The organism is Nocardia exalbida NBRC 100660, assembly GCF_000308575.1.
Taxonomy (GTDB): domain Bacteria; phylum Actinomycetota; class Actinomycetes; order Mycobacteriales; family Mycobacteriaceae; genus Nocardia; species Nocardia exalbida.
Genome location: NZ_BAFZ01000084.1, coordinates 1 through 17415, shown reverse-complemented (window position 1 = coordinate 17415; position 17415 = coordinate 1). Strand labels below are relative to the sequence as shown.

Sequence of the window (17415 nt, the reverse complement as noted above, 5' to 3'; positions counted from 1 at the left end):
CCGTATCCGCCGCCGCGAGCCCGACCACGGCCTAGGTAGAGCCGCCGAGACTTCGCACAGTAATTCGCGAATTCCTTCGACATGTCTTCGCGGCCACCCGCGACCATGCGGTCAGACGGCGCACTCCTTGTCGGCGATCAGTCGGCTGCGTCCCTCCGAGTTCGCTCGAGACCACGCATCAGAACATCGAATCGCGGTGCCTCCGGCCAGCTCGGTCGCAAAGTGCCGACGCTGTACCACCCCCACCGGCGATAGTTGTCATACGCCCGCTGATTATCCGGGCGGACCAGCAGCGTCGCGCGCTGCTCGGGCCGTCCCGCGAGCAATTCGTCGTGCAGGGCCCGCGCGATACCCTTCCCGGTGAATTGCTTGCGCACCATGATCTCGCTGAAGGCGAATGTGCGCGAACCGTTCTCGGCGGTGAACGCCGCGTGGTCGCCTTCGTCGAGCCGCAGCCCGTCCCACCACGCGGTCTCGGCGGTGAGCGGCCAACCCCACGCCTGCCCACAGAGTTCGCCGTCGAGACGAGCGATCACCAACTCGAACGCGCCGGCACGGGCGGGGTCGGTGTAGGCGTCGAACCGGTGCATAAACGCCTCGGGCGACTCGAACTCGTCACCCGACTCGATCGCATCGACGTAGGAGTCTCGGAAGATCAGCTCGACTTCGTCGCGCAGTTCGCGAGCCTGTGCGGCGGTGTAGTGCTGAAAGCCGATGCCATCCACTGGTAACGCGGAATGCTCTGAGCTCATACGGTGATCGTCCTTCCCTCCAGTTCATCGAATCGCATCGAGAACTTCCCGGACTGGCCTTCCGTCGCTACCCGTACGGGTTCGAGTAGCCGCAGCGTTCGAGTAGAGGACACTGTCCAAATCGGCTGAGTTCAGCTAGCGGCCTTGAATTCGGCGAAACGTTCAGCGAGCCGATCTCTTGATGGCCGGTCGCTGCGTCGGTGCGGCAAAGACAGTTGGCGACCGTTCATCTCGCGGAAACCATGTCGGAGCATGGGACCGTCATTGGGGTCCTGCATCATCTTCGCCCCAATCACAACTTCGTAGTTGGGCGATATGCCGAGAAGCCGCATGTCGTACGCGGCATGGTGGATCTTGCAAAGGCACAGGCCGTTATCGACCTCGGGGACGCCTTCTTCGTGGTTATCCGCGAGTATGTGCGCTGCATCGAGAAGCTGTGGTTGCCTCAGGTCGCACACAGCGCATCTACGATCGTAGGCGAGCAGTATCCTGCCACGAAACTCGGGCTGATGCAGCCGCTGTCGTATGGCGCGCTGGGCGTACTTGCGCTCGATTGGCTTCAGTTTGAGCGGATCCGTTACGAACCGGAGGCTTTCGTCGAGCGCCAAGATAAACCTGCGGCCTTCGGTGTCGTCTGCGACCACGTACACCGGGAATACGGGGACGTAGACGCCAGGGCGGATCCACCGCAGCAAGATGATCGGAAGTTCCAGCTCACATGCTCGGCGCAGCTTCGTATTGTCGCCGTTTGTACTCCCTTCACGGTACGAGTACGCGAAGAGTGACTCGCCGACTTCCCCATCCGAGTACGGACTGTCAGGCTTCGAAACGATGGACAGTGTTGCTTGCAAGTCGCGCGGGTTCCAGATGCCGCGGTTCAGGTCGATAAGACGTCGAGTCCCCCCGTTCACCGGGAGAGCTGTCAGTTCTGCACGTGTCAGTGTGCCTTGTTCAGCGACACGCTGCGCGAGATGATCGAAGATCATCTGGCGCAGTTCCAACTCTGCCCCGCTCTCCACAAGTGGAGTGTGGCACGGACGTCGGATCGGTGTCGACGCTTCCGCGCAGTAGTGCGCTGTCGTAATCCGCGCCGCGCGTGCGAGTGCGCTCTTCGAGTCACGTCTGAGCGGACATCGCCTCACCCAACGCTCTGGAGCCGAGCTGAAGCATGGCGGTCAAGGTCGAGCGGTCGATCGTGAGCTCGAATTCGTTGCCGGACGTGCCGAACACGAAGGTGACAGATTCACCGTCCTCGCCTCTGACGAGCCTGACAGGGCAGCCTTCACTCGTGCTGACCCAACTGCCGATCGTCAACCGATCCCACGTCATCGTTGATCCTCATCAGTTGTCGATGCTGTCGAGACCTCATCGAGCCATTGCACTTCGCCGCGTCCTCCGACGTACCCTCCGCCCGGAGGATCGGTATAGGCGGCAAGCATGGTTTGTCTTGCCGACGGAGAAGCGGCCGAAAGGTTTCGGTCTCGACAGCGCTTCCAATCCGCCCAGCACCACCCCGCGCCCGCGTCGATCGTGAATTCGATGACGGGGGTTTTCACCCCGTCGATGAACACATGGATATCGACGGGTCCGTCCGGATCACGGACGACGACGACTTCGACCTGCGGATCAGGATGTACGGCCCTCGCGCAATCGCTTCTCACGATTCGAGCCGGGGGCGAACCTGATGACAACGCCGTCGAGTTCTGTGGTGGCATCGGCCGTGTCACACCCGGCGCGGACGGGGCCGGGCACACGCGCGGACGGATTCGATGACGGCCAGCCCTGACGGCCGGTAGCTGTCCCGGGGTGGTTGCACCCACACCCGAAATCCGTGTCGGTCAGCGGGCGACGGAAGTGCGATCTGTGCGCCGAGGCGCGCGACGGATGCGTTGAGGCGAAACAGTTCTCCGAACAGGGCGATGTCGTTGTCGGGCACGTCCGGCACGACGAGCAACGTCCATCGCTTCGACCGGGGATGCGAGACGATCGGGCCAGGGTGAACGCCACGCCCCTGCATGTGTCCTCTGACGGCGGCCCCGAGTGCGGCGGGGACGGTGATTCCGCCGACGCTGCCCGAGGGGATGAAAAGTTGGTGGAGTTGCGGTTGTATGCGCGCGGGCAGGCCGCAGACCTCCCGATAGAACCGGCATCTCGACATCAGGGTGTCTGCGGATACGCCGCGCGCGCGTGGTTCTTCGTGGGTCCTGCTTGCCGCAGATCTGTGAACCGACTGCATTCTTCTGCCTTCCTGCTCCAGTCGCTCTAGGACAGGCACCCGGAGAGCCGGACGTGGCTTCGTGTCATTGCGGCGCCGAGTGCTGTGGATAGATTCCGTCTCGGTGGGGTGCTGCGGGAACGCCCGTTCGAGGGAGGACAAGGGGAGAACTGCGGGACAGCGGGTCGGTTCAGACATGGACACCCCTGGCGAATGCAATGATTTGTCTGCGGGTTACCGAACGAGGGGGACGGGGCTTGTCTGAACCGAATCACCAGCTCAGTGCGGCCAGAGCGCGGACCAGGTCCGAACTGACCGGGCATCCGTTGTCGCGAGCGGAACTTGCCGATGCGGTGAACTCTTGGGTTTTTTGCCGGACCGGTCGGGTTGTTCAACTGTCCGGCAACTACATCGGAAAGTTGGAGCGCGGAATCTTTCGCTGGCCCAACGCGGACTACCGCGCCGGGTTGAGGGCTGTGCTCGGTGTCGCGACTGACGCCGAACTCGGTTTTCGTCCTGCCGAGCGCGGATCCGTTAGCGATAGCATGGAGGCGGATGATTCACCGATGTCCCCGCCGAGCGCGGGGAGAGAGGTTGACGACGTGCTCCGACGAACCTTCCTGCTCGGTGTTTCTTCCGCCGGTATCGAGATGGCGCTCGGGTTGGAATCCGTGCGGCATGGATTCAATCTGGCTGTGTCAGAGGATCTCTCGGTCGATCTCGACGACTGGAACGAAATCGTCCGTGAGTATGGAGTTGCTACCGGAACGCACACCGCCAGCGAGTTGCGCGCGGCACTGCTGGTGGATGTCATGAGTCTCGAGGTTGCGTTGGGCAGGTCTTCCGACCTCGCACACCGCCGACAGCTGTATCGGATCGGGGCGCTGCTCAGCGAGTACTTAGCTCAGGCTGTTGGGGATCTTGGACTGCGGCGCGAAGCGAGGCGGTGGTGGCGCACGGCCAACTATGCCGCAGACTGCTCAGGGGACATGCACGCGATGATGTATGTGCGGGGGCGCGGAGCTATCCGAGCGATTTACGACGGCCAGCAGCCGGAAATCATCATCGATGAGATCAGCAAGTCCGACGAACTGATTGCACACGGCCCCCTACACGGACGACCGAGTTTGCTCGCGGCGCGCGCGCAGTCGCTCGCGTTGCTCGGCCGTGCTGAGGAAGCCAAAGCATCATTGGTCGCACTGCGCGACACTTTCGCGGCATTGCCGTCCGGTATGACGAAAGACCACAGCTGGCATTGCTGGGCATACTCCGAAGCGCGAGTCAGGTTCGCCGAAAGCTTCGTGTACTCCCATCTCGGTGATACTCGCCGGGCGGAAGAGGCGCAGTCGGCGGCGCTCGGTCTGTATCCGCCCAACAATCGGCGCGGGCCGATCCAGATCGAGTTGCAGCGCGCACTGTGCCTGGTCTCGGCCGGTGATCCGAGCGAGGGCACCGCGTACGCGACGACCATGTTGGATAGATTGCCTGTCGAACACCGGACGCGGTACGTCATGGGCTTGGGCGAGCAGGTTCTCGCGGCCGTGCCGGAAGACCAGCGGCGCATCGCGAGTGTCCGAGAGCTTCACGAGCTACTGAGGGACGACGCCTTTCGTCAAGGCAAGGCTCTCGGGTCATGATCAAGCGTTCGTTCGAACTTGCCCGCAACGAAGCCATCGAGGCACGAGCAGATGAACTCGAAGCCGTGAATCTCGGCTCGCACCGCGAGCGGTAAGACAACCTGTGGTCCAGCCCAGCACGATTACGGGAACGGTTGAAAGATAGGTCCGCCCCAGGTGGCCTACCTGTTGGTACGGGGGGCAGCCCTGCCCGAGCGGCCCACGAGGCCCGAGGTTGGCGCGTAATCGGTCAAGACGGGACGTTTCGCGACTCGTCGGTTTTGGAGGAGATGGCTAGGCCGTTGACTACCGCTGACTCAGGCCTCGCCGGTCAGGTGTGCAGCGAGGAACGGCGCAAGCTCATCGAGTAGTCCACCTGATGCCGGAATGTGCTGGTTTCTCTGTATGCGCTGCGCCGAGAGTTGGAACGGAACATCTCTCGGGGTGGGGTTCGCTTATGTCGGCCCCTCCGTGTCGCGAGGATTCGAAAACTGACTGGTCGCCTTTGTTGGGTGAGTAATTTATGGTGATCTTCAGTAATCGCGTCATCTGTGGAGATGGCGCGAGTAAGCTCGCCGCTACGAGCTAGCGCTGCGCAGTGCGCTAGTGCCGGCCTCCTTGAAGCAAGGGGAAAGCGAAGCTTTTATGGGCAAGATCGTGACTGTTCCCGATGAGAACGTGCACCATTTGATTCGCCAGGCATATGTCGCTGGCGGCCCATATCAATGGGCGCGAGAAGCGCTCGTCAATTCGATTCAAGCTAAAGCAACTTGGGTCTATTTCGGTGTTGACGAGGAGTCGTTCACGGAGCATGGAGTCGCCCGACGTTACGTAGCCGACAACGGCGTAGGAATGAACGAGGAGAATCTTCAATTATTTCTGTCCTCATTCGGCGGCGGAGGAAGGACAATCTCCTTGACCGAGAACTTCGGTCAAGGGTTCAAAGCGTCCTGTTACGAGTGGAACCCATACGGAATCATCGTACTTTCGTGGACCGAGGAAACACCTGAAGGTCGGATGATTTGGATCCACTTCGATGAACGTCACGACAGGTGGCAATTGAAGGATTTCGATATATATTATCGAGGCTCGGACCAGGCGGGTCCGCCGGATGATATCAACGACTGCATACCCCCTTCTTTCAATCCAGCGCTCGGAATCGATCTTCGAAAATTTCATTTCGACGAAATCAAACAAGCGGGCCATGGGACCGTTTTTCTATTTCTTGGCGACGGTCCCGCGCGAGACACGGTGAGCGGCGATTACAAGCGGGGCGAGGATGAAGTGAAGCGTGGAATTGTGAACTACTTGAACACGAGGTTTGTCGAGATTCCCGGTGATGTATCTGTTCGTGTTGCAACACTTGAGCCGAAGCCTGCGGAGACCGCCAGGCGGGAGACCAAGGACAAAGTCCTTGTTGCGCCCGACGGTACGAGGTACGCCATCCATCCGCGGCGTGTCAATGGCATCAAGGCGGTCATCTCACCCAAGCACCAGCACGGCGCCGTGATGGTGAAACATGGGACGAAGATCGAGTGGTATCTGACGGACGAGGATGAAGATGCGCTGAGTCAAGAGAAGGGCCCGACCAAGCCGCTCATAGTGGTTCAGTATGAAAACGAAGCATATGACCGAAAAGATCGTCTGCAGCAATATCGTCAGTTCGGGATACCCGACGCAATTCGAATGCGTTTATGGATCTTCATCGTTCCGCCCGCGTACAAGGAGTCCGAACCGACACGATGGGGAGTTATGCCGCAGGCCTCCCGGGGCATGTTGATCGGCAAGGGCAGCACCAGTCTGCCGTGGGAGGACTGGCAGGACAACTTCTACCAGCAGTTGCCGGGACCGATCAAGAAAGCAATAGAGCAGAGTCGTTCAGGGGAAACCGACAGCAACGATCAGGATCGGCGGGAGCGGCTCAAGCGCACAATGGAACGCCTGGCAACCCGATTTCGTCCACCGCTTCTCGTCAAGAACGATTCTGGTCGCGAATCCGGCAATCCGGCCTCATCAACAACTGGAACGCCTCGGGTTGGTTCTGGAAGTCCGCGCGCAGAGAAGTCGATTTTACTGAAGCCTCGTAACAACGCGAAGGATTCTGGCGGTACGGGCGACAAGATAATTTTGAACCCCGACGAATCCGGTGAATTCGCAGGCTCAATGCGGCGAAAGAGTGACGGTCTTCCGGATGTGAAGTGGGAAACATTTCGTGATGACGATGTAGTGCATGCGGCGAGGTTCGACGAGAAGCTTTCGGAAGGCGGTGCTTCCTTCGGCACCATCAGTATAAATCTGGCATTTCCGCTTTTTCGGAATGAATTCAAGTTTTGGGTCGAAGAGTATCCGAAAGCGGATCAGCAGGAAATGATCGCCCTAGTGAAGCAGGTATATGAAGATGAGCTGGTCTCAAAGCTGATGCACGCGTACAAGCTTAAAGGGCAAGAACTTGCAGAGGATGAAGACGGCAACCCGATACGCATCAAGGATGAAGATCTTGAAAAGTGGATCAGTCCCGAGGCGTTGACGGCGGCCGCTCTCGGGCTGGTCAACGTGGAGCAAAGGATACGAGTAACAGCCGGGTCGCGCTTCGGTAGCGGCAGAAAGGCGGTGAAAACCCCGGCGAAGGCGCGACGGTAAAGGAAACCCGACCCTCGCGGGAGCCGTCCAGGACACCTTGATGTCGCAGCACGCTGAAACTGGCCTACTTCAGGTCAGCGTCTGACCTCGGCGACCTCGACCGGTCGACCCTCCCGCCGCGAAAGCTCGCACGCCTCGGCGACATAGAACGCCTCCAGCGCTTCGTCCGGCGTGCAGGGACTGTCGAGCTCTCCCGTGGCGACCTCGACGAACGCCGCCAGTTCATCGGCATACGCCGCACGGAACCGCTCCATGAATCCCGCGTAGGGCGGATAGGGAGAGGGGCTGTGGTCGGGCTCGACGGAAGTCAGGGGCGCGCGGTCGTCCAGTCCGGCGACCGCGGTCCCTTTAGAGCCCAACGCCTCCAACCGCACGTCGTACCCCGCCCCGTTGTAGCGGGTCAGCGACACGGTCGCGAGGGTTCCATCGTCCAGGCGTAGCAGCACCGCCGCGGTGTCGACGTCGCCCGCTTCGGCGAAGAACGACGCGCCCCGGTTCGCCCCGGTCGCGTAGACGGAGGTGATCTCGCGCCCGGTGACCCACCGGATGATGTCGAAATCATGCACTCCGCAGTCGCGGAAGATGCCGCCGGAGCGGGCGATGTATTCGGCGGGCGGGGGAGCCGGGTCGAGGGTCGTCGCGCGCACGGTGTGCAGCCGGCCGAGGCTGCCGGAGCGGATCGCTTCGCGGGCCGCGCGGTAGCCGGCGTCGAAGCGGCGTTGGAAGCCGATCTGGACGGGGACGCGGGAGTGGCGGGTGCGGTCGATGACGGCGAGGGTGCCGGTGATGTCGGCGGCGACGGGCTTTTCGCAGAAGACGGGGATGCGCGCGTCGACGGCGCGGATGATGAGGTCGGGGTGGGAGGCGGTGGTGGTGGCGATGATCAGGCCGTCGAGGTCGGCGGCGAAGAGGGTGTCGAGGTCGGGGGCGAATTCGACGCCGAGGTCGGTGGCGGTGGCGGTGGCGCGGGCGGGGTCGGCGTCGGCGACCAGGACGGTGGCCACGTTCGGGAGTTTGCTCAGGATTTCGGCGTGTGCGGTGCCGATGCGGCCGGTTCCGGCGAGGCCGAGGGTGACGGCTCGGTGGGAGGACATCGGCTCTCCTTCGTAGGTGATCGCGACGGGCGGTGCGGCTCAGCGCCCCGGTGCGGTCGTGGTCGAGCGGACGACGAGCGTGGGTTCCAACCGGCGGCGGACCGGTCGCGTGCGGCCGTCGCGAAGTCGTTCGGCGATGGCCTCGATCGCGAGGCTGCCCATTCGAATACGCGGTTGATCGATGGTGGTCAGCGCGACGTGACGCAGGGCGGCCAGCGAGGTGTTGTCGTAGCCGATCACCGAGACGTCCTCCGGCACTCGCAATCCCGCTTCCTCGAGCGCGGACATCGCCCCGACGGCGTTGAAGTCGTTGCCGCACACCAGTGCGGTGGGAAAGGCGTCGCGGGAGAAGAGGTTCAGCAGTTTGCGCACCGCGGCCATGCCCGCGGAATCGGTGTGCTCGCTCGGCACGACCATCGGTTCCAGGCCGTGGCGTCGCATGGCGGCCCGGTAGCCCTTGCGTCGCGGCGCGGAGGTGAACGCGCCGCCGCCGTCGAGGTGGACGATGCGCCGGTGCCCGAGCGAGACCAGATGATCGACGGCGAGGGTGGCGCCCGCCTCGCCGTCGTCGTTGACCGTGTCGATGCCTGCGACGGTGGAGGTGCGCGACACCAGCACCAGCGGAGCCTGTTGCGCCGCCGCGCGGATGGCGGCGGCGGGCAGGATGGGAGACAGCAGGATGACCCCTCCCGGCCGGAACGAGAGCAAGCTCTCCAACGCGCTGTGTTCGCGTGCGGCGCTGCGCCGGCCGGTATTGAGGATCAGTTCGAGGCCGGACTCCTGCGCGGCGGCGTCCATGCCTTCGACGACGTCGGCGAAGAAGGCGTTGCGCAGGTCGGAGACGAGGACACCGACGATGTTGGAGGTCCGGCTGGCCAGCGAGCGGGCCAGGATGTGCGGTTGGTAGCCGAGGTCTTCGGCCGCGTCCAGCACGGCGCGGCGGCGGTGCTCGCTGACCTTCGGGGAGTCGCGCATGACCAGCGAGACGAGGGCGCGGGAGACGCCCGCGCGCGCGGCGACGTCTTCCATGGTCGGTCGTGCCACGGCGCCTCCGTTCCGCGTTCACCAGCCCTGCCGGGACGGACGATACGCGGTGCGCCAGAAGGGATCAATAGAGCGCTCCAATCCGACTTCGGCGCACCGCAGTCTCCATGAAAGACCGAATAATCGCTGGTAGAGCCGCTTGGGCCGGCACGCCGCAGGCCCTTGACACGCTATGACCCACGTTACATAGTTGGAGCGCTCCAACTACGGCGGCGTCAACTCGATATCGAAGGTCGGAGAAGTGCCGATGCCCGAATCCCTCCACCCGCTGCGCCTCGCGGCCGCGCCGATCTCCTGGGGAGTCTGTGAGGTCCCCGGTTGGGGTCACGTGCTCGGCGCACGCACCGTTCTGTCGGAGATGGCCGCGCTCGGCCTGTCCGCCACCGAACTCGGGCCACCCGGCTATTTGCCGCGCGACCCGAGCGAACTGCGACGACTGCTCGCGGCCTTCGACATCACCGCGGTCGGCGGCTTCCTCGCCGTCGTGTTGCATCGTGACCGGCACGCCGCCCTCGCTCGGGCGGAGGAGACCGCCGCGCTGCTGTCCGCCACGGGCGCGGAAGTGCTCGTGCTCGCCGCCGCGACCGGACTCGGCGGATACGACGAGTGCCCGCCACTCGACGACTCGCACTGGCGCGCCGTGATCGATACCGCTGCCGAGATCCGCGCTATCGCCGCCGCGTACGGCCTGCGCGCGGTGCTGCATCCGCATGTCGGCACGCATGTGGAGGGCGAGGCCGAGGTCGAGCGGTTCCTCGCCGATTCCGATCTCGACATCTGCTTGGACACCGGGCATCTGCTCGTCGGCGGCACCGACCCGGTTCGGCTCGCCCGGCGGTACGCCGAGCGGATCGGGCACGTTCATCTCAAAGACGTCCGAGGCTCGCTGGCCGATCAGGTCCGTGCCGGGAAGCTCGAGTACAGCGAGGCGGTGCGCCGTGGGCTGTACGTCCCGCTGGGCGAGGGGGACGTCGACATCGCGGCACTCGTGCACACCATGCGCGGCGCCGGGTATCGGGGCTGGTACGTCCTGGAGCAGGACGCCACGCTGCGACCGTCCGACTCGGCGGAGAAACCGAGCGGCGACACCGCGCGCAGCCTCCGGTTCCTCAGCGACATCGCGCTCGCCGCGGCCGGAATCTAGGCGATGCGGATGCTTCTGCGAGCACGACGCGGCGCGACCGCGCGGCACCGGACCCGTCTGCTGCCGTGGATCGCCACCGCCGCTCTCCTGGCGGCATGCAGCGGCCCCGGCGTCGACGCGCCCGCTCCGTCACAGGCGCCGACCGAGGTCGGCACGGTGCGATCGGTAGCGGTGGTGACTCACGGCAGCCCCGGTGACGCGTTCTGGAACGTCGTCAAGAACGGTGCGGAGGCCGCGGGTAAGGATTTGGGGATCCGTGTGGAGTACAACGCCTCCGGTGATCCCGGTGAGCAGGCGAAGCTGATCGACAACGCCGTGGCGCAAGGCGTCGACGGCATCGTCGTGTCCATGGCGAATCCCGAGGCGCTTCGGCGCTCGGTCGAAAAGGCTGTCGCCGCGGGTATTCCGGTGGTCACGATCAATTCGGGGGAGTCGCAGAGCGCGCGGTTCGGCGCGTTCGTCCATGTGGGGCAGAGTGAATCGCTGGCCGGGCAGGCCGCGGGCAGACGGCTCGCGGAGGCCGGGCGCGGGAAGATGCTGTGCGTCATCCACGAGGCGGGCAATATCGGCGCGAACGAGCGTTGCGCCGGCGCGACGAAGGCGTTCGGCACCGCGACCACGCTTCAGGTGGACATCAACAATCCGACCGACGCGCAATCGAGGATCAAAGGCGCGCTGGAGGCCGACCGGTCCATCGACGCGGTTCTGACGCTCAATTCCCAGGTCGCCGCACGCGCTGTCGACGCCGTCCGGGAGGCCGGGTCGCCCGCCACCGTCGCGACCTTCGACCTGAATGCCGATGTGGTGGAGGCGATCAGGGCGGGAAAGCTGCTGTTCGCGGTGGATCAGCAACAGTACGAGCAGGGTTATCTTCCGATCGTGTTGCTGAAGCTGTACCGGACGAACCTGAACACCGTCGGAGGCGGCGCGCCGGTGCAGACCGGACCCGGTTTCGTCGACAAGAACAATGTGGACGCCGTCGCCGCGCTCGTCGCGCAGGGCACGCGCTGAGGTGGATGAAATGACCGTTGCCACACGAGCATCCGACTCGACGCAGGACCGTCCGGGCCTCTCGCCGCTGCAACGTCTGGCCGTGCGGCCGGAGATCGGCGCTGCGCTCGGCGCGTTGCTGGTGTTCGTGTTCTTCTCGCTGGTCACCGACCGGTTCCTGAGCCCGCTCGGCGTCGCGACCTGGCTCGACGACGCCTCCACGCTGGGCATCATGGCGGTGGCCGTGGCGATGCTGATGATCGGTGGCGAGTTCGATCTGTCGGCAGGCGTGATGACGGCCTCCACGGCGCTGGTCACCGCGTTGCTGGCGGTGCACGCCGGATGGAACGTCTGGCTCGCGCTGCTGGCATCTCTGGTCTTCGCGCTGGCCGTCGGCGCGTTCAACGGCTGGGTGGTGATGCGCACGGGCCTGCCGAGTTTCATCGTCACGCTGGGCACCTTCCTCGCCCTGCAAGGGTTGAACCTGGGCGTGACGCGCCTGGTGACCGACACGGTGCAGGTGTCGGGCGTGCGGAGCGCGGGCGGCTACCAATCGGCGGGGTGGGTCTTCGCCTCGACCCTCGACATCGGCGAAGCGCGCATCCAGGCTTCGGTGGTCTGGTGGATCGTGCTCACCGCCATCGCCGCGACGATCCTGGTTCGCACGAGGTTCGGCAACTGGATCTTCGCCGTCGGCGGTGCGCTGCCGAGCGCCCGCGCGGTCGGTGTGCCCGCCGACCGCACCAAGATCCTGCTGTTCATGGGCACCGCGTTCGCGGGCTGGGTGGTGGGTTCCTGCAACATCCTGCGGTTCGCCAGCGTGCAGGCCAACCAGGGCATCGGGCTCGAATTGCACTACATCATCGCCGCCGTGGTCGGCGGGTGCCTGCTCACCGGCGGCTTCGGCTCGGCGGTCGGCGCCGCCATCGGTGCGCTGATCTTCGGCATGGCGCGCCAGGGCATCGTGTTCGCGCGCTGGGACAGCGACTGGTTCATGCTGTTCCTCGGTGTGCTGCTGCTGGCGGCGGTGCTGGTCAACAATAGATTCCAGAAACGAGCCGAAAGGGTGCGCCGATGACTTCCCTCATCGAGGCGGTGAACCTCGGCAAGAGCTACGGCGGCGTGGTCGCCCTGCGTGAGGTGTCCACGGTGGTGAACGCGGGCGAGGTGACCTGCGTGCTCGGCGACAACGGCGCGGGCAAATCGACGCTGATCAAGATCCTGGCCGGGGTGCACCAGCACGACCGCGGCGAACTGCGTGTGGAGGGCGAAGCGGTCCGGTTCGCCTCGCCGCGGGCGGCGCTGGATCGCGGCATCGCCACGGTCTACCAGGATCTCGCGGTGGTTCCGCTGATGAGCGTGTGGCGCAACTTCGTGCTCGGGTCCGAGCCCACCTTCGGATACGGTCCCTTCCGGCTGCTGGACCGCAAGAAGGGCTGTGAGATCGCGCGGACGGCGTTGGCCGACATGGGTATCGAGATCCGGGATATGGAACAGCCGGTCGGCACGCTGTCGGGCGGCCAGCGGCAGTGCGTCGCTATCGCGCGAGCGGTGCACTACGGCGCGAAAGTGCTGATTCTCGACGAGCCGACCGCGGCGCTGGGCGTCAAACAGGCCGGGGTGGTGCTGAAGTACGTCGTGCAGGCGCGTGAACGCGGGCTCGGCGTCGTACTCATCACGCACAACCCGCACCATGCCTATCCGGTGGGCGACCGATTCCTGCTGCTGAAGCGGGGCGCGATGCTCGGCGCGTACGAGAAATCGGAGATCGACCTGCCGGAGCTGACCCGCCAGATGGCAGGCGGAGCGGAACTGGAGGCATTGCAGCACGAATTGCAGCGTGTGGTGACGCCGTGAACAAGCGGGCATGCGAGCTGGAGGCGTTGACGATCGGTCGCGTCGGGGTGGATCTGTATCCCGAACAGAGCGGCGTCGCCCTGGCGCAGGTGCGCAGTTTCGCCAAGTTCCTCGGCGGCACCGCCACCAACGTCGCCGTGGCCGCCGCCCGGCTCGGCCGTCGTTCCGCGGTGCTGACCAAGGTGGGCCCCGACGGCTTCGGCGACTTCGTGCGCACGGCGCTGGAGGACTTCGGCGTCTCATCCCGCTATGTGACGACCGCGCCGGACCTCCAGACGCCCGTTGTCTTCTGCGAGCTGACGCCACCGTCGGATCCGCCGCTGTTGTTCTACCGTGCGCCGATCGCGCCGGACCTCACCCTCACCCCGGACGAAGTGCCCTGGGATGTGGTGGGTGCCGTGCCGCTGCTGTGGGTCACGGGCACCGGAGTGAGCGCGGAACCCGGCCGCAGTACCCAGCGGGAGATTCTGCTGCGCCGCGCACGACGTGGGCACACGGTGCTGGATCTGGATTACCGGCAGATGTTCTGGCCCGACGTGGACACCGCGCGGGCCGAAATCGGGTGGATGGTCGACCACGTGAACGTGGTGGTCGGCAACCGTACCGAGGTCGAGGTGGCGGTGGGCACCGCCGACCCGGAGACGGCGGCGGATCGGCTGCTCGCGCGGGGGGTGCGCCTCGCGGTGATCAAGCAGGGCGGTGACGGCGTGCTGGTGGCCACCGCCCAGGAACGCTGGACGGTGCCGCCGTGCCGCGTGGAGGTGGTGTGCGGGCTCGGCGCGGGTGACGGTTTCGGTGGCGCGCTGATCCACGGCCTGCTCTCGGACTGGGACCCACGGCGCGTCGCCACCTACGCCAACGCGGCGGGCGCGCTGGTCGCTTCGCGTCTCGCCTGCGCCGACGCGATGCCCACCGGCGCGGAGATCGAGGAACTGCTGTGCGGCTGAGCCGGCGCGGATCTCGAGGAGCCGGGAGGCGACCGAACCGGGATGGCCCGCGGAGAGCTGCCTCGGCGCACGGGAGCGGGCTGGAGTATTCGCCGCACGACTGATGTCGTGCGCGGACCGAAGGAGTTGCGGTGCGACCGAGCCGGGCGCGGGCTGGAGGAATCCCAGTGCGGCTGTGTCATGAGTATGGAACGGAGGCGCCCGCATGCATTTGACCGATGAGCGCTGGCGCGAGCTGCTGCACACGCGGGCGACGGACTCCGCCGCGGTCGAGCGGGCCTACGCGAAACGGCTGCGCCGCGCCGACCTGCTGGCGGGTAAGCAGACCTTGTTCCTGGTCGCCGCCGATCACCCCGCTCGCGGCGCGCTCGGTGTCGGCGAGGACCGTACCGCCATGGCGGATCGTCGCGCGTTGCTGGAACGGCTGCTGATCGCGCTGGCCGACCCGGACGTCGACGGTGTGCTCGGCTCGCCGGATGTAGTCGAGGAACTGTTGCTGCTGGACGCCTTGGACGACAAGGTCGTGATCGGGTCGATGAACCGGGGCGGCCTGGCGGGCGCGGAGTGGGAGATCGATGACCGCTTCACCGGATACGACGCGGACTCTCTGGCGCGGTTCCGGCTCGACGGCGGCAAGATGCTGCTGCGCCTGGTCGATTCCGACGCGGGCACCGTCCCGACCCTGCAAGCCTGCGCGCGGGCGGTCTCGGAACTGGCGGCGCACGAGCTGATGGCGATGGTCGAGCCGTTGCCGTACCACCGGGACGAATCCGGTGCGCTGGTGATGAGCAAGGACGCCGTCTCGCTGTCGCGGGCGATCACGGTGGCCTCGGGGCTCGGCGTCACCTCGGCCTATACCTGGCTGAAGATCCCCGCACCACAGGACATCTCGGTGCTGGACGCCACCACGCTGCCGGTTCTCGTGCTGGGCGGAGCGTCGTCCGGGAACCCGGCGGTGGATCGCGCGCTGTGGGGCGGGGCGCTCGGCCACGACGTGGTCCGCGGTCTCGTCGTCGGGCGCACCCTGCTGTACCCGCCGGACGGCGATGTCGCCCGGGCGGTCGAGAGCGCCGCCCGCCTGTTGAAGGAAGCCCGATGACGCGCGGCAACCCTGTCGGGTACGTCTGGGCGTCGGCGTCGCCGCGAGCAACAAGTGCCGCTCGCTTGGCGACGGAACCGGACACACCCTGTCCGTTCGCGACGCGGGTTCGTGCCACCTCGGGAACCTCGCGGTCGCCGCTGCGGCTCTGCTGGTCGCCTTCCGCGCACATGGCGGTCGAATTCGTCTACCGACGGAGCGATCGGATCGAAGGTATCCGGGGAATCTGTATCGAGGAGGTGTGATGACCCTGCATCGTCCCGAAGGAACATTGCGCCATGACGGTGACGCGATCCTGCTGACCCCCGAGGACGCCGGATGGACCTACGCGGGCCTGCGGGTGCTGCGGATCGGCGCGGGCGAATCGCGGATCGTTCGGACGGGCGAGTTCGAGGCGTTCGTCCTGCCGCTGGCCGGAGCGTGCACGGTGCGCGTGGACGGCGCGACCTTCACGCTGGCCGGGCGGGATTCGGTCTTCACCCGGGTCACGGATTTCGCCTACGTCCCGCGAGACGCCGAGGTGCGGCTGGCGGCCGAGGGTGTCGACCTGGAGGTGGCGCTTCCGATGGCCCGTTGCACGAAACGGCTGGAGCCGCGATACGGCCCTGCCGAGCAGGTGCCGGTCGAAGTCCGCGGGGCTGGACGCGCGACGCGCCAGGTCACCAATTTCGGGATACCCGGCGTGTGGGATCACGCGGACAAACTCAACGCCTGCGAGTTGATCACCCCGGACGGCAACTGGTCGTCCTACCCGCCGCACAAGCACGACTCGGCCGGTGCCTGCGAAGTCGTCAACGAGGAGATCTACTACTTCCGCATCGCCGGACGGGACGGGATCACGCCATCGCGCGAAGGATTCGGCCTGCATCGCACCTACACGGCCGACGGCACGGTCGACGAGAACGTGGCGGTTCGTGACGGTGACGTCTTCCTGATCCCGCGCGGCTATCACGGCCCGTGCGTCGCGGCGCCCGGTTACCCCATGTACTACCTCAACGTATTGGCCGGTCCCGCGCCGGAGCGATCGATGGCGTTCTGCGACGACCCCGCCCACAGCTGGGTGCGGGCGCGCTGGGACGCCGAGCCGCTCGATCCGCGCTGCCCGGTCACCTCCCACGAAGGGCGGACGGGATGCGACTGACCACCGCGCAGGCGCTGGTGGCCTGGCTGATCGCCCAGCGCTCCGAGACGCTCGACGGCCGCGAGGCGCCATTGTTCCCCGCCGTGTTCGCGATCTTCGGCCACGGCAACGTGCTCGGCCTCGGCACCGCGCTACACGAGCGGCGCGCCGAACTCCCGGTCTGGCGCGGGCACACCGAAGAGGGGATGGCGCTCGCGGCCGTCGGCTACGCGAAGGCCGCCCACCGGCGTCAGGTGGGCGTCGTGACCTCATCGATCGGGCCCGGCGCGCTCAACATGGTGACGGCGGCGGGCGTAGCGCACGCGAATCGGCTGCCGTTGCTGCTACTGCCCGGCGACACCTTCACCGGGCGGGCGCCGGACCCGGTCTTGCAACAGGTCGAGCACTTCGGCGAACCGACCGTCACGGTGAACGACGCATTCCGGCCGGTGAGCAGGTACTTCGACCGCATCACCCGCCCGGAGCAGCTGATCTCGACCCTGCCGCAGGCGGTCGGCGTGCTCACCGATCCGGCCGATGCCGGTCCGGTCGTCCTCGCGCTCCCGCAGGACGTCCAGGCCGAGAGCTACGACTTCCCCGACGCGCTCTTCGAGCCGGTGGTGCACCGTCTCGCGCGGCCGCGCCCCGATCGGCGAGCGCTCGCCGACGCCGTCACCGCGCTGCGCGCTGCGCGCCGTCCGCTGCTGGTGCTCGGTGGCGGCGTCCGCTATTCGGGCGCGGGGCCCACCGTGCTCGAATTCGCCCAGCGCCACGGCCTCCCGGTCGTGGAGACCACCGCGGGCCGCACCCTCGTACCGCACGAGCATCCGCTGTTCGCGGGACCGCTCGGCATCACGGGCTCGGCGTCGGCGAACGCGATGGCGGCCGAAGCCGACC

The 17415-nt window shown here is 65.9% G+C and carries 16 protein-coding genes; 10 read left to right on the top strand and 6 right to left on the bottom strand.

Annotation, left to right across the window (positions count from 1 at the left end; translation table 11 throughout):
• Positions 1 to 137: 137 nt before the first annotated feature.
• The 4 genes from ON29_RS20330 to ON29_RS34915 all read right to left on the bottom strand — a co-directional run bounded on the left by ON29_RS20330 (position 138) and on the right by ON29_RS34915 (position 2413).
• Complete coding sequence (locus tag ON29_RS20330) at positions 138 to 752, bottom strand: GNAT family N-acetyltransferase (RefSeq protein ID WP_051175407.1); 615 nt, start codon at positions 750 to 752, stop codon at positions 138 to 140.
• Between the two features lie 131 nt (positions 753 to 883).
• Positions 884 to 1771 carry an HNH endonuclease gene (locus ON29_RS34920; RefSeq protein WP_083863878.1) on the bottom strand — a complete coding sequence of 296 codons (888 nt, stop codon included), beginning with the start codon at positions 1769 to 1771 and terminating at the stop codon, positions 884 to 886.
• A gap of 97 nt (positions 1772 to 1868) precedes the next feature.
• Positions 1869 to 2081, bottom strand: a complete 213-nt coding sequence (locus ON29_RS20320) for a hypothetical protein (protein WP_040868487.1) — start codon at positions 2079 to 2081, stop codon at positions 1869 to 1871.
• Positions 2078 to 2413: a hypothetical protein gene (locus tag ON29_RS34915; protein WP_083863875.1), complete on the bottom strand. Its 336-nt coding sequence runs from the start codon at positions 2411 to 2413 to the stop codon at positions 2078 to 2080. Before ON29_RS34915 ends, ON29_RS20320 begins: the two co-directional genes overlap by 4 nt.
• Positions 2414 to 3185: 772 nt before the next feature.
• Here ON29_RS34915 and ON29_RS20310 point away from each other — a divergent pair.
• Both ON29_RS20310 and ON29_RS35980 read left to right on the top strand, forming a co-directional pair.
• Positions 3186 to 4604: an NsdA family TPR-like regulatory protein gene (locus ON29_RS20310; protein ID WP_505777367.1), complete on the top strand. Its 1419-nt coding sequence runs from the start codon at positions 3186 to 3188 to the stop codon at positions 4602 to 4604.
• Positions 4605 to 5228: 624 nt separating this feature from the next.
• Positions 5229 to 7223, top strand: coding sequence for a hypothetical protein (locus tag ON29_RS35980; RefSeq protein ID WP_157172839.1), 1995 nt, complete (start codon positions 5229 to 5231; stop codon positions 7221 to 7223).
• Between the two features lie 74 nt (positions 7224 to 7297).
• Here ON29_RS35980 and ON29_RS20300 read toward each other — a convergent pair whose 3' ends face one another.
• A complete protein-coding gene (locus tag ON29_RS20300; RefSeq protein WP_040868481.1) occupies positions 7298 to 8317 on the bottom strand; it encodes a Gfo/Idh/MocA family protein in 1020 nt (339 codons plus the stop codon).
• A gap of 39 nt (positions 8318 to 8356) precedes the next feature.
• Positions 8357 to 9361, bottom strand: a complete 1005-nt coding sequence (locus ON29_RS20295; RefSeq protein ID WP_040868479.1) for a LacI family DNA-binding transcriptional regulator — start codon at positions 9359 to 9361, stop codon at positions 8357 to 8359.
• Between the two features lie 247 nt (positions 9362 to 9608).
• Here ON29_RS20295 and ON29_RS20290 point away from each other — a divergent pair, with 247 nt between their 5' ends.
• The 8 genes from ON29_RS20290 to ON29_RS20250 form a co-directional block, all read left to right on the top strand.
• Entirely contained in the window at positions 9609 to 10505 is an 897-nt protein-coding gene (locus ON29_RS20290) for a TIM barrel protein (RefSeq protein WP_040868477.1), read from the top strand.
• A gap of 9 nt (positions 10506 to 10514) precedes the next feature.
• Positions 10515 to 11516, top strand: a complete 1002-nt coding sequence (locus tag ON29_RS20285) for a sugar ABC transporter substrate-binding protein (RefSeq protein ID WP_051175408.1) — start codon at positions 10515 to 10517, stop codon at positions 11514 to 11516.
• A gap of 10 nt (positions 11517 to 11526) precedes the next feature.
• The gene (locus ON29_RS20280; RefSeq protein ID WP_040868507.1) at positions 11527 to 12573 is read left to right on the top strand and encodes an ABC transporter permease; all 1047 of its coding nucleotides are present in this window, start codon (positions 11527 to 11529) and stop codon (positions 12571 to 12573) included.
• A complete protein-coding gene (locus tag ON29_RS20275) occupies positions 12570 to 13352 on the top strand; it encodes an ATP-binding cassette domain-containing protein (protein ID WP_040868476.1) in 783 nt (260 codons plus the stop codon). The genes ON29_RS20280 and ON29_RS20275 overlap by 4 nt, the downstream gene beginning before the upstream one ends.
• Positions 13349 to 14299 (top strand): 5-dehydro-2-deoxygluconokinase, encoded by a 951-nt coding sequence (iolC, locus tag ON29_RS20270; RefSeq protein ID WP_217999232.1) that lies wholly within the window; start codon positions 13349 to 13351, stop codon positions 14297 to 14299. The genes ON29_RS20275 and iolC overlap by 4 nt, the downstream gene beginning before the upstream one ends.
• Before the next feature lie 205 nt (positions 14300 to 14504).
• Positions 14505 to 15398 carry a Cgl0159 family (beta/alpha)8-fold protein gene (locus ON29_RS20265; protein WP_040868474.1) on the top strand — a complete coding sequence of 298 codons (894 nt, stop codon included), beginning with the start codon at positions 14505 to 14507 and terminating at the stop codon, positions 15396 to 15398.
• Between the two features lie 244 nt (positions 15399 to 15642).
• Positions 15643 to 16539, top strand: coding sequence for a 5-deoxy-glucuronate isomerase (gene iolB / locus ON29_RS20255; RefSeq protein ID WP_040868471.1), 897 nt, complete (start codon positions 15643 to 15645; stop codon positions 16537 to 16539).
• On the top strand, positions 16530 to 17415 hold an 886-nt coding region (locus ON29_RS20250; protein ID WP_245549036.1), incomplete at its 3' end, for a thiamine pyrophosphate-binding protein. The genes iolB and ON29_RS20250, both read left to right, overlap by 10 nt.

Excerpts from the sequence above, each read along its gene's own strand:
- ON29_RS20330 (WP_051175407.1), bottom strand. The coding sequence starts at position 752 with ATGAGCTCAGAGCATTCCGCGTTACCAGTGGATGGCATCGGCTTTCAG.
- ON29_RS20320 (WP_040868487.1), bottom strand. The coding sequence starts at position 2,081 with ATGACGTGGGATCGGTTGACGATCGGCAGTTGGGTCAGCACGAGTGAA.
- ON29_RS20310 (WP_505777367.1), top strand. The coding sequence starts at position 3,186 with ATGATTTGTCTGCGGGTTACCGAACGAGGGGGACGGGGCTTGTCTGAA.
- ON29_RS35980 (WP_157172839.1), top strand. The coding sequence starts at position 5,229 with ATGGGCAAGATCGTGACTGTTCCCGATGAGAACGTGCACCATTTGATT.
- ON29_RS20300 (WP_040868481.1), bottom strand. The coding sequence starts at position 8,317 with ATGTCCTCCCACCGAGCCGTCACCCTCGGCCTCGCCGGAACCGGCCGC.
- ON29_RS20290 (WP_040868477.1), top strand. The coding sequence starts at position 9,609 with ATGCCCGAATCCCTCCACCCGCTGCGCCTCGCGGCCGCGCCGATCTCC.
- ON29_RS20285 (WP_051175408.1), top strand. The coding sequence starts at position 10,515 with ATGCTTCTGCGAGCACGACGCGGCGCGACCGCGCGGCACCGGACCCGT.
- ON29_RS20280 (WP_040868507.1), top strand. The coding sequence starts at position 11,527 with ATGACCGTTGCCACACGAGCATCCGACTCGACGCAGGACCGTCCGGGC.
- ON29_RS20275 (WP_040868476.1), top strand. The coding sequence starts at position 12,570 with ATGACTTCCCTCATCGAGGCGGTGAACCTCGGCAAGAGCTACGGCGGC.
- ON29_RS20265 (WP_040868474.1), top strand. The coding sequence starts at position 14,505 with ATGCATTTGACCGATGAGCGCTGGCGCGAGCTGCTGCACACGCGGGCG.
- iolB (WP_040868471.1), top strand. The coding sequence starts at position 15,643 with ATGACCCTGCATCGTCCCGAAGGAACATTGCGCCATGACGGTGACGCG.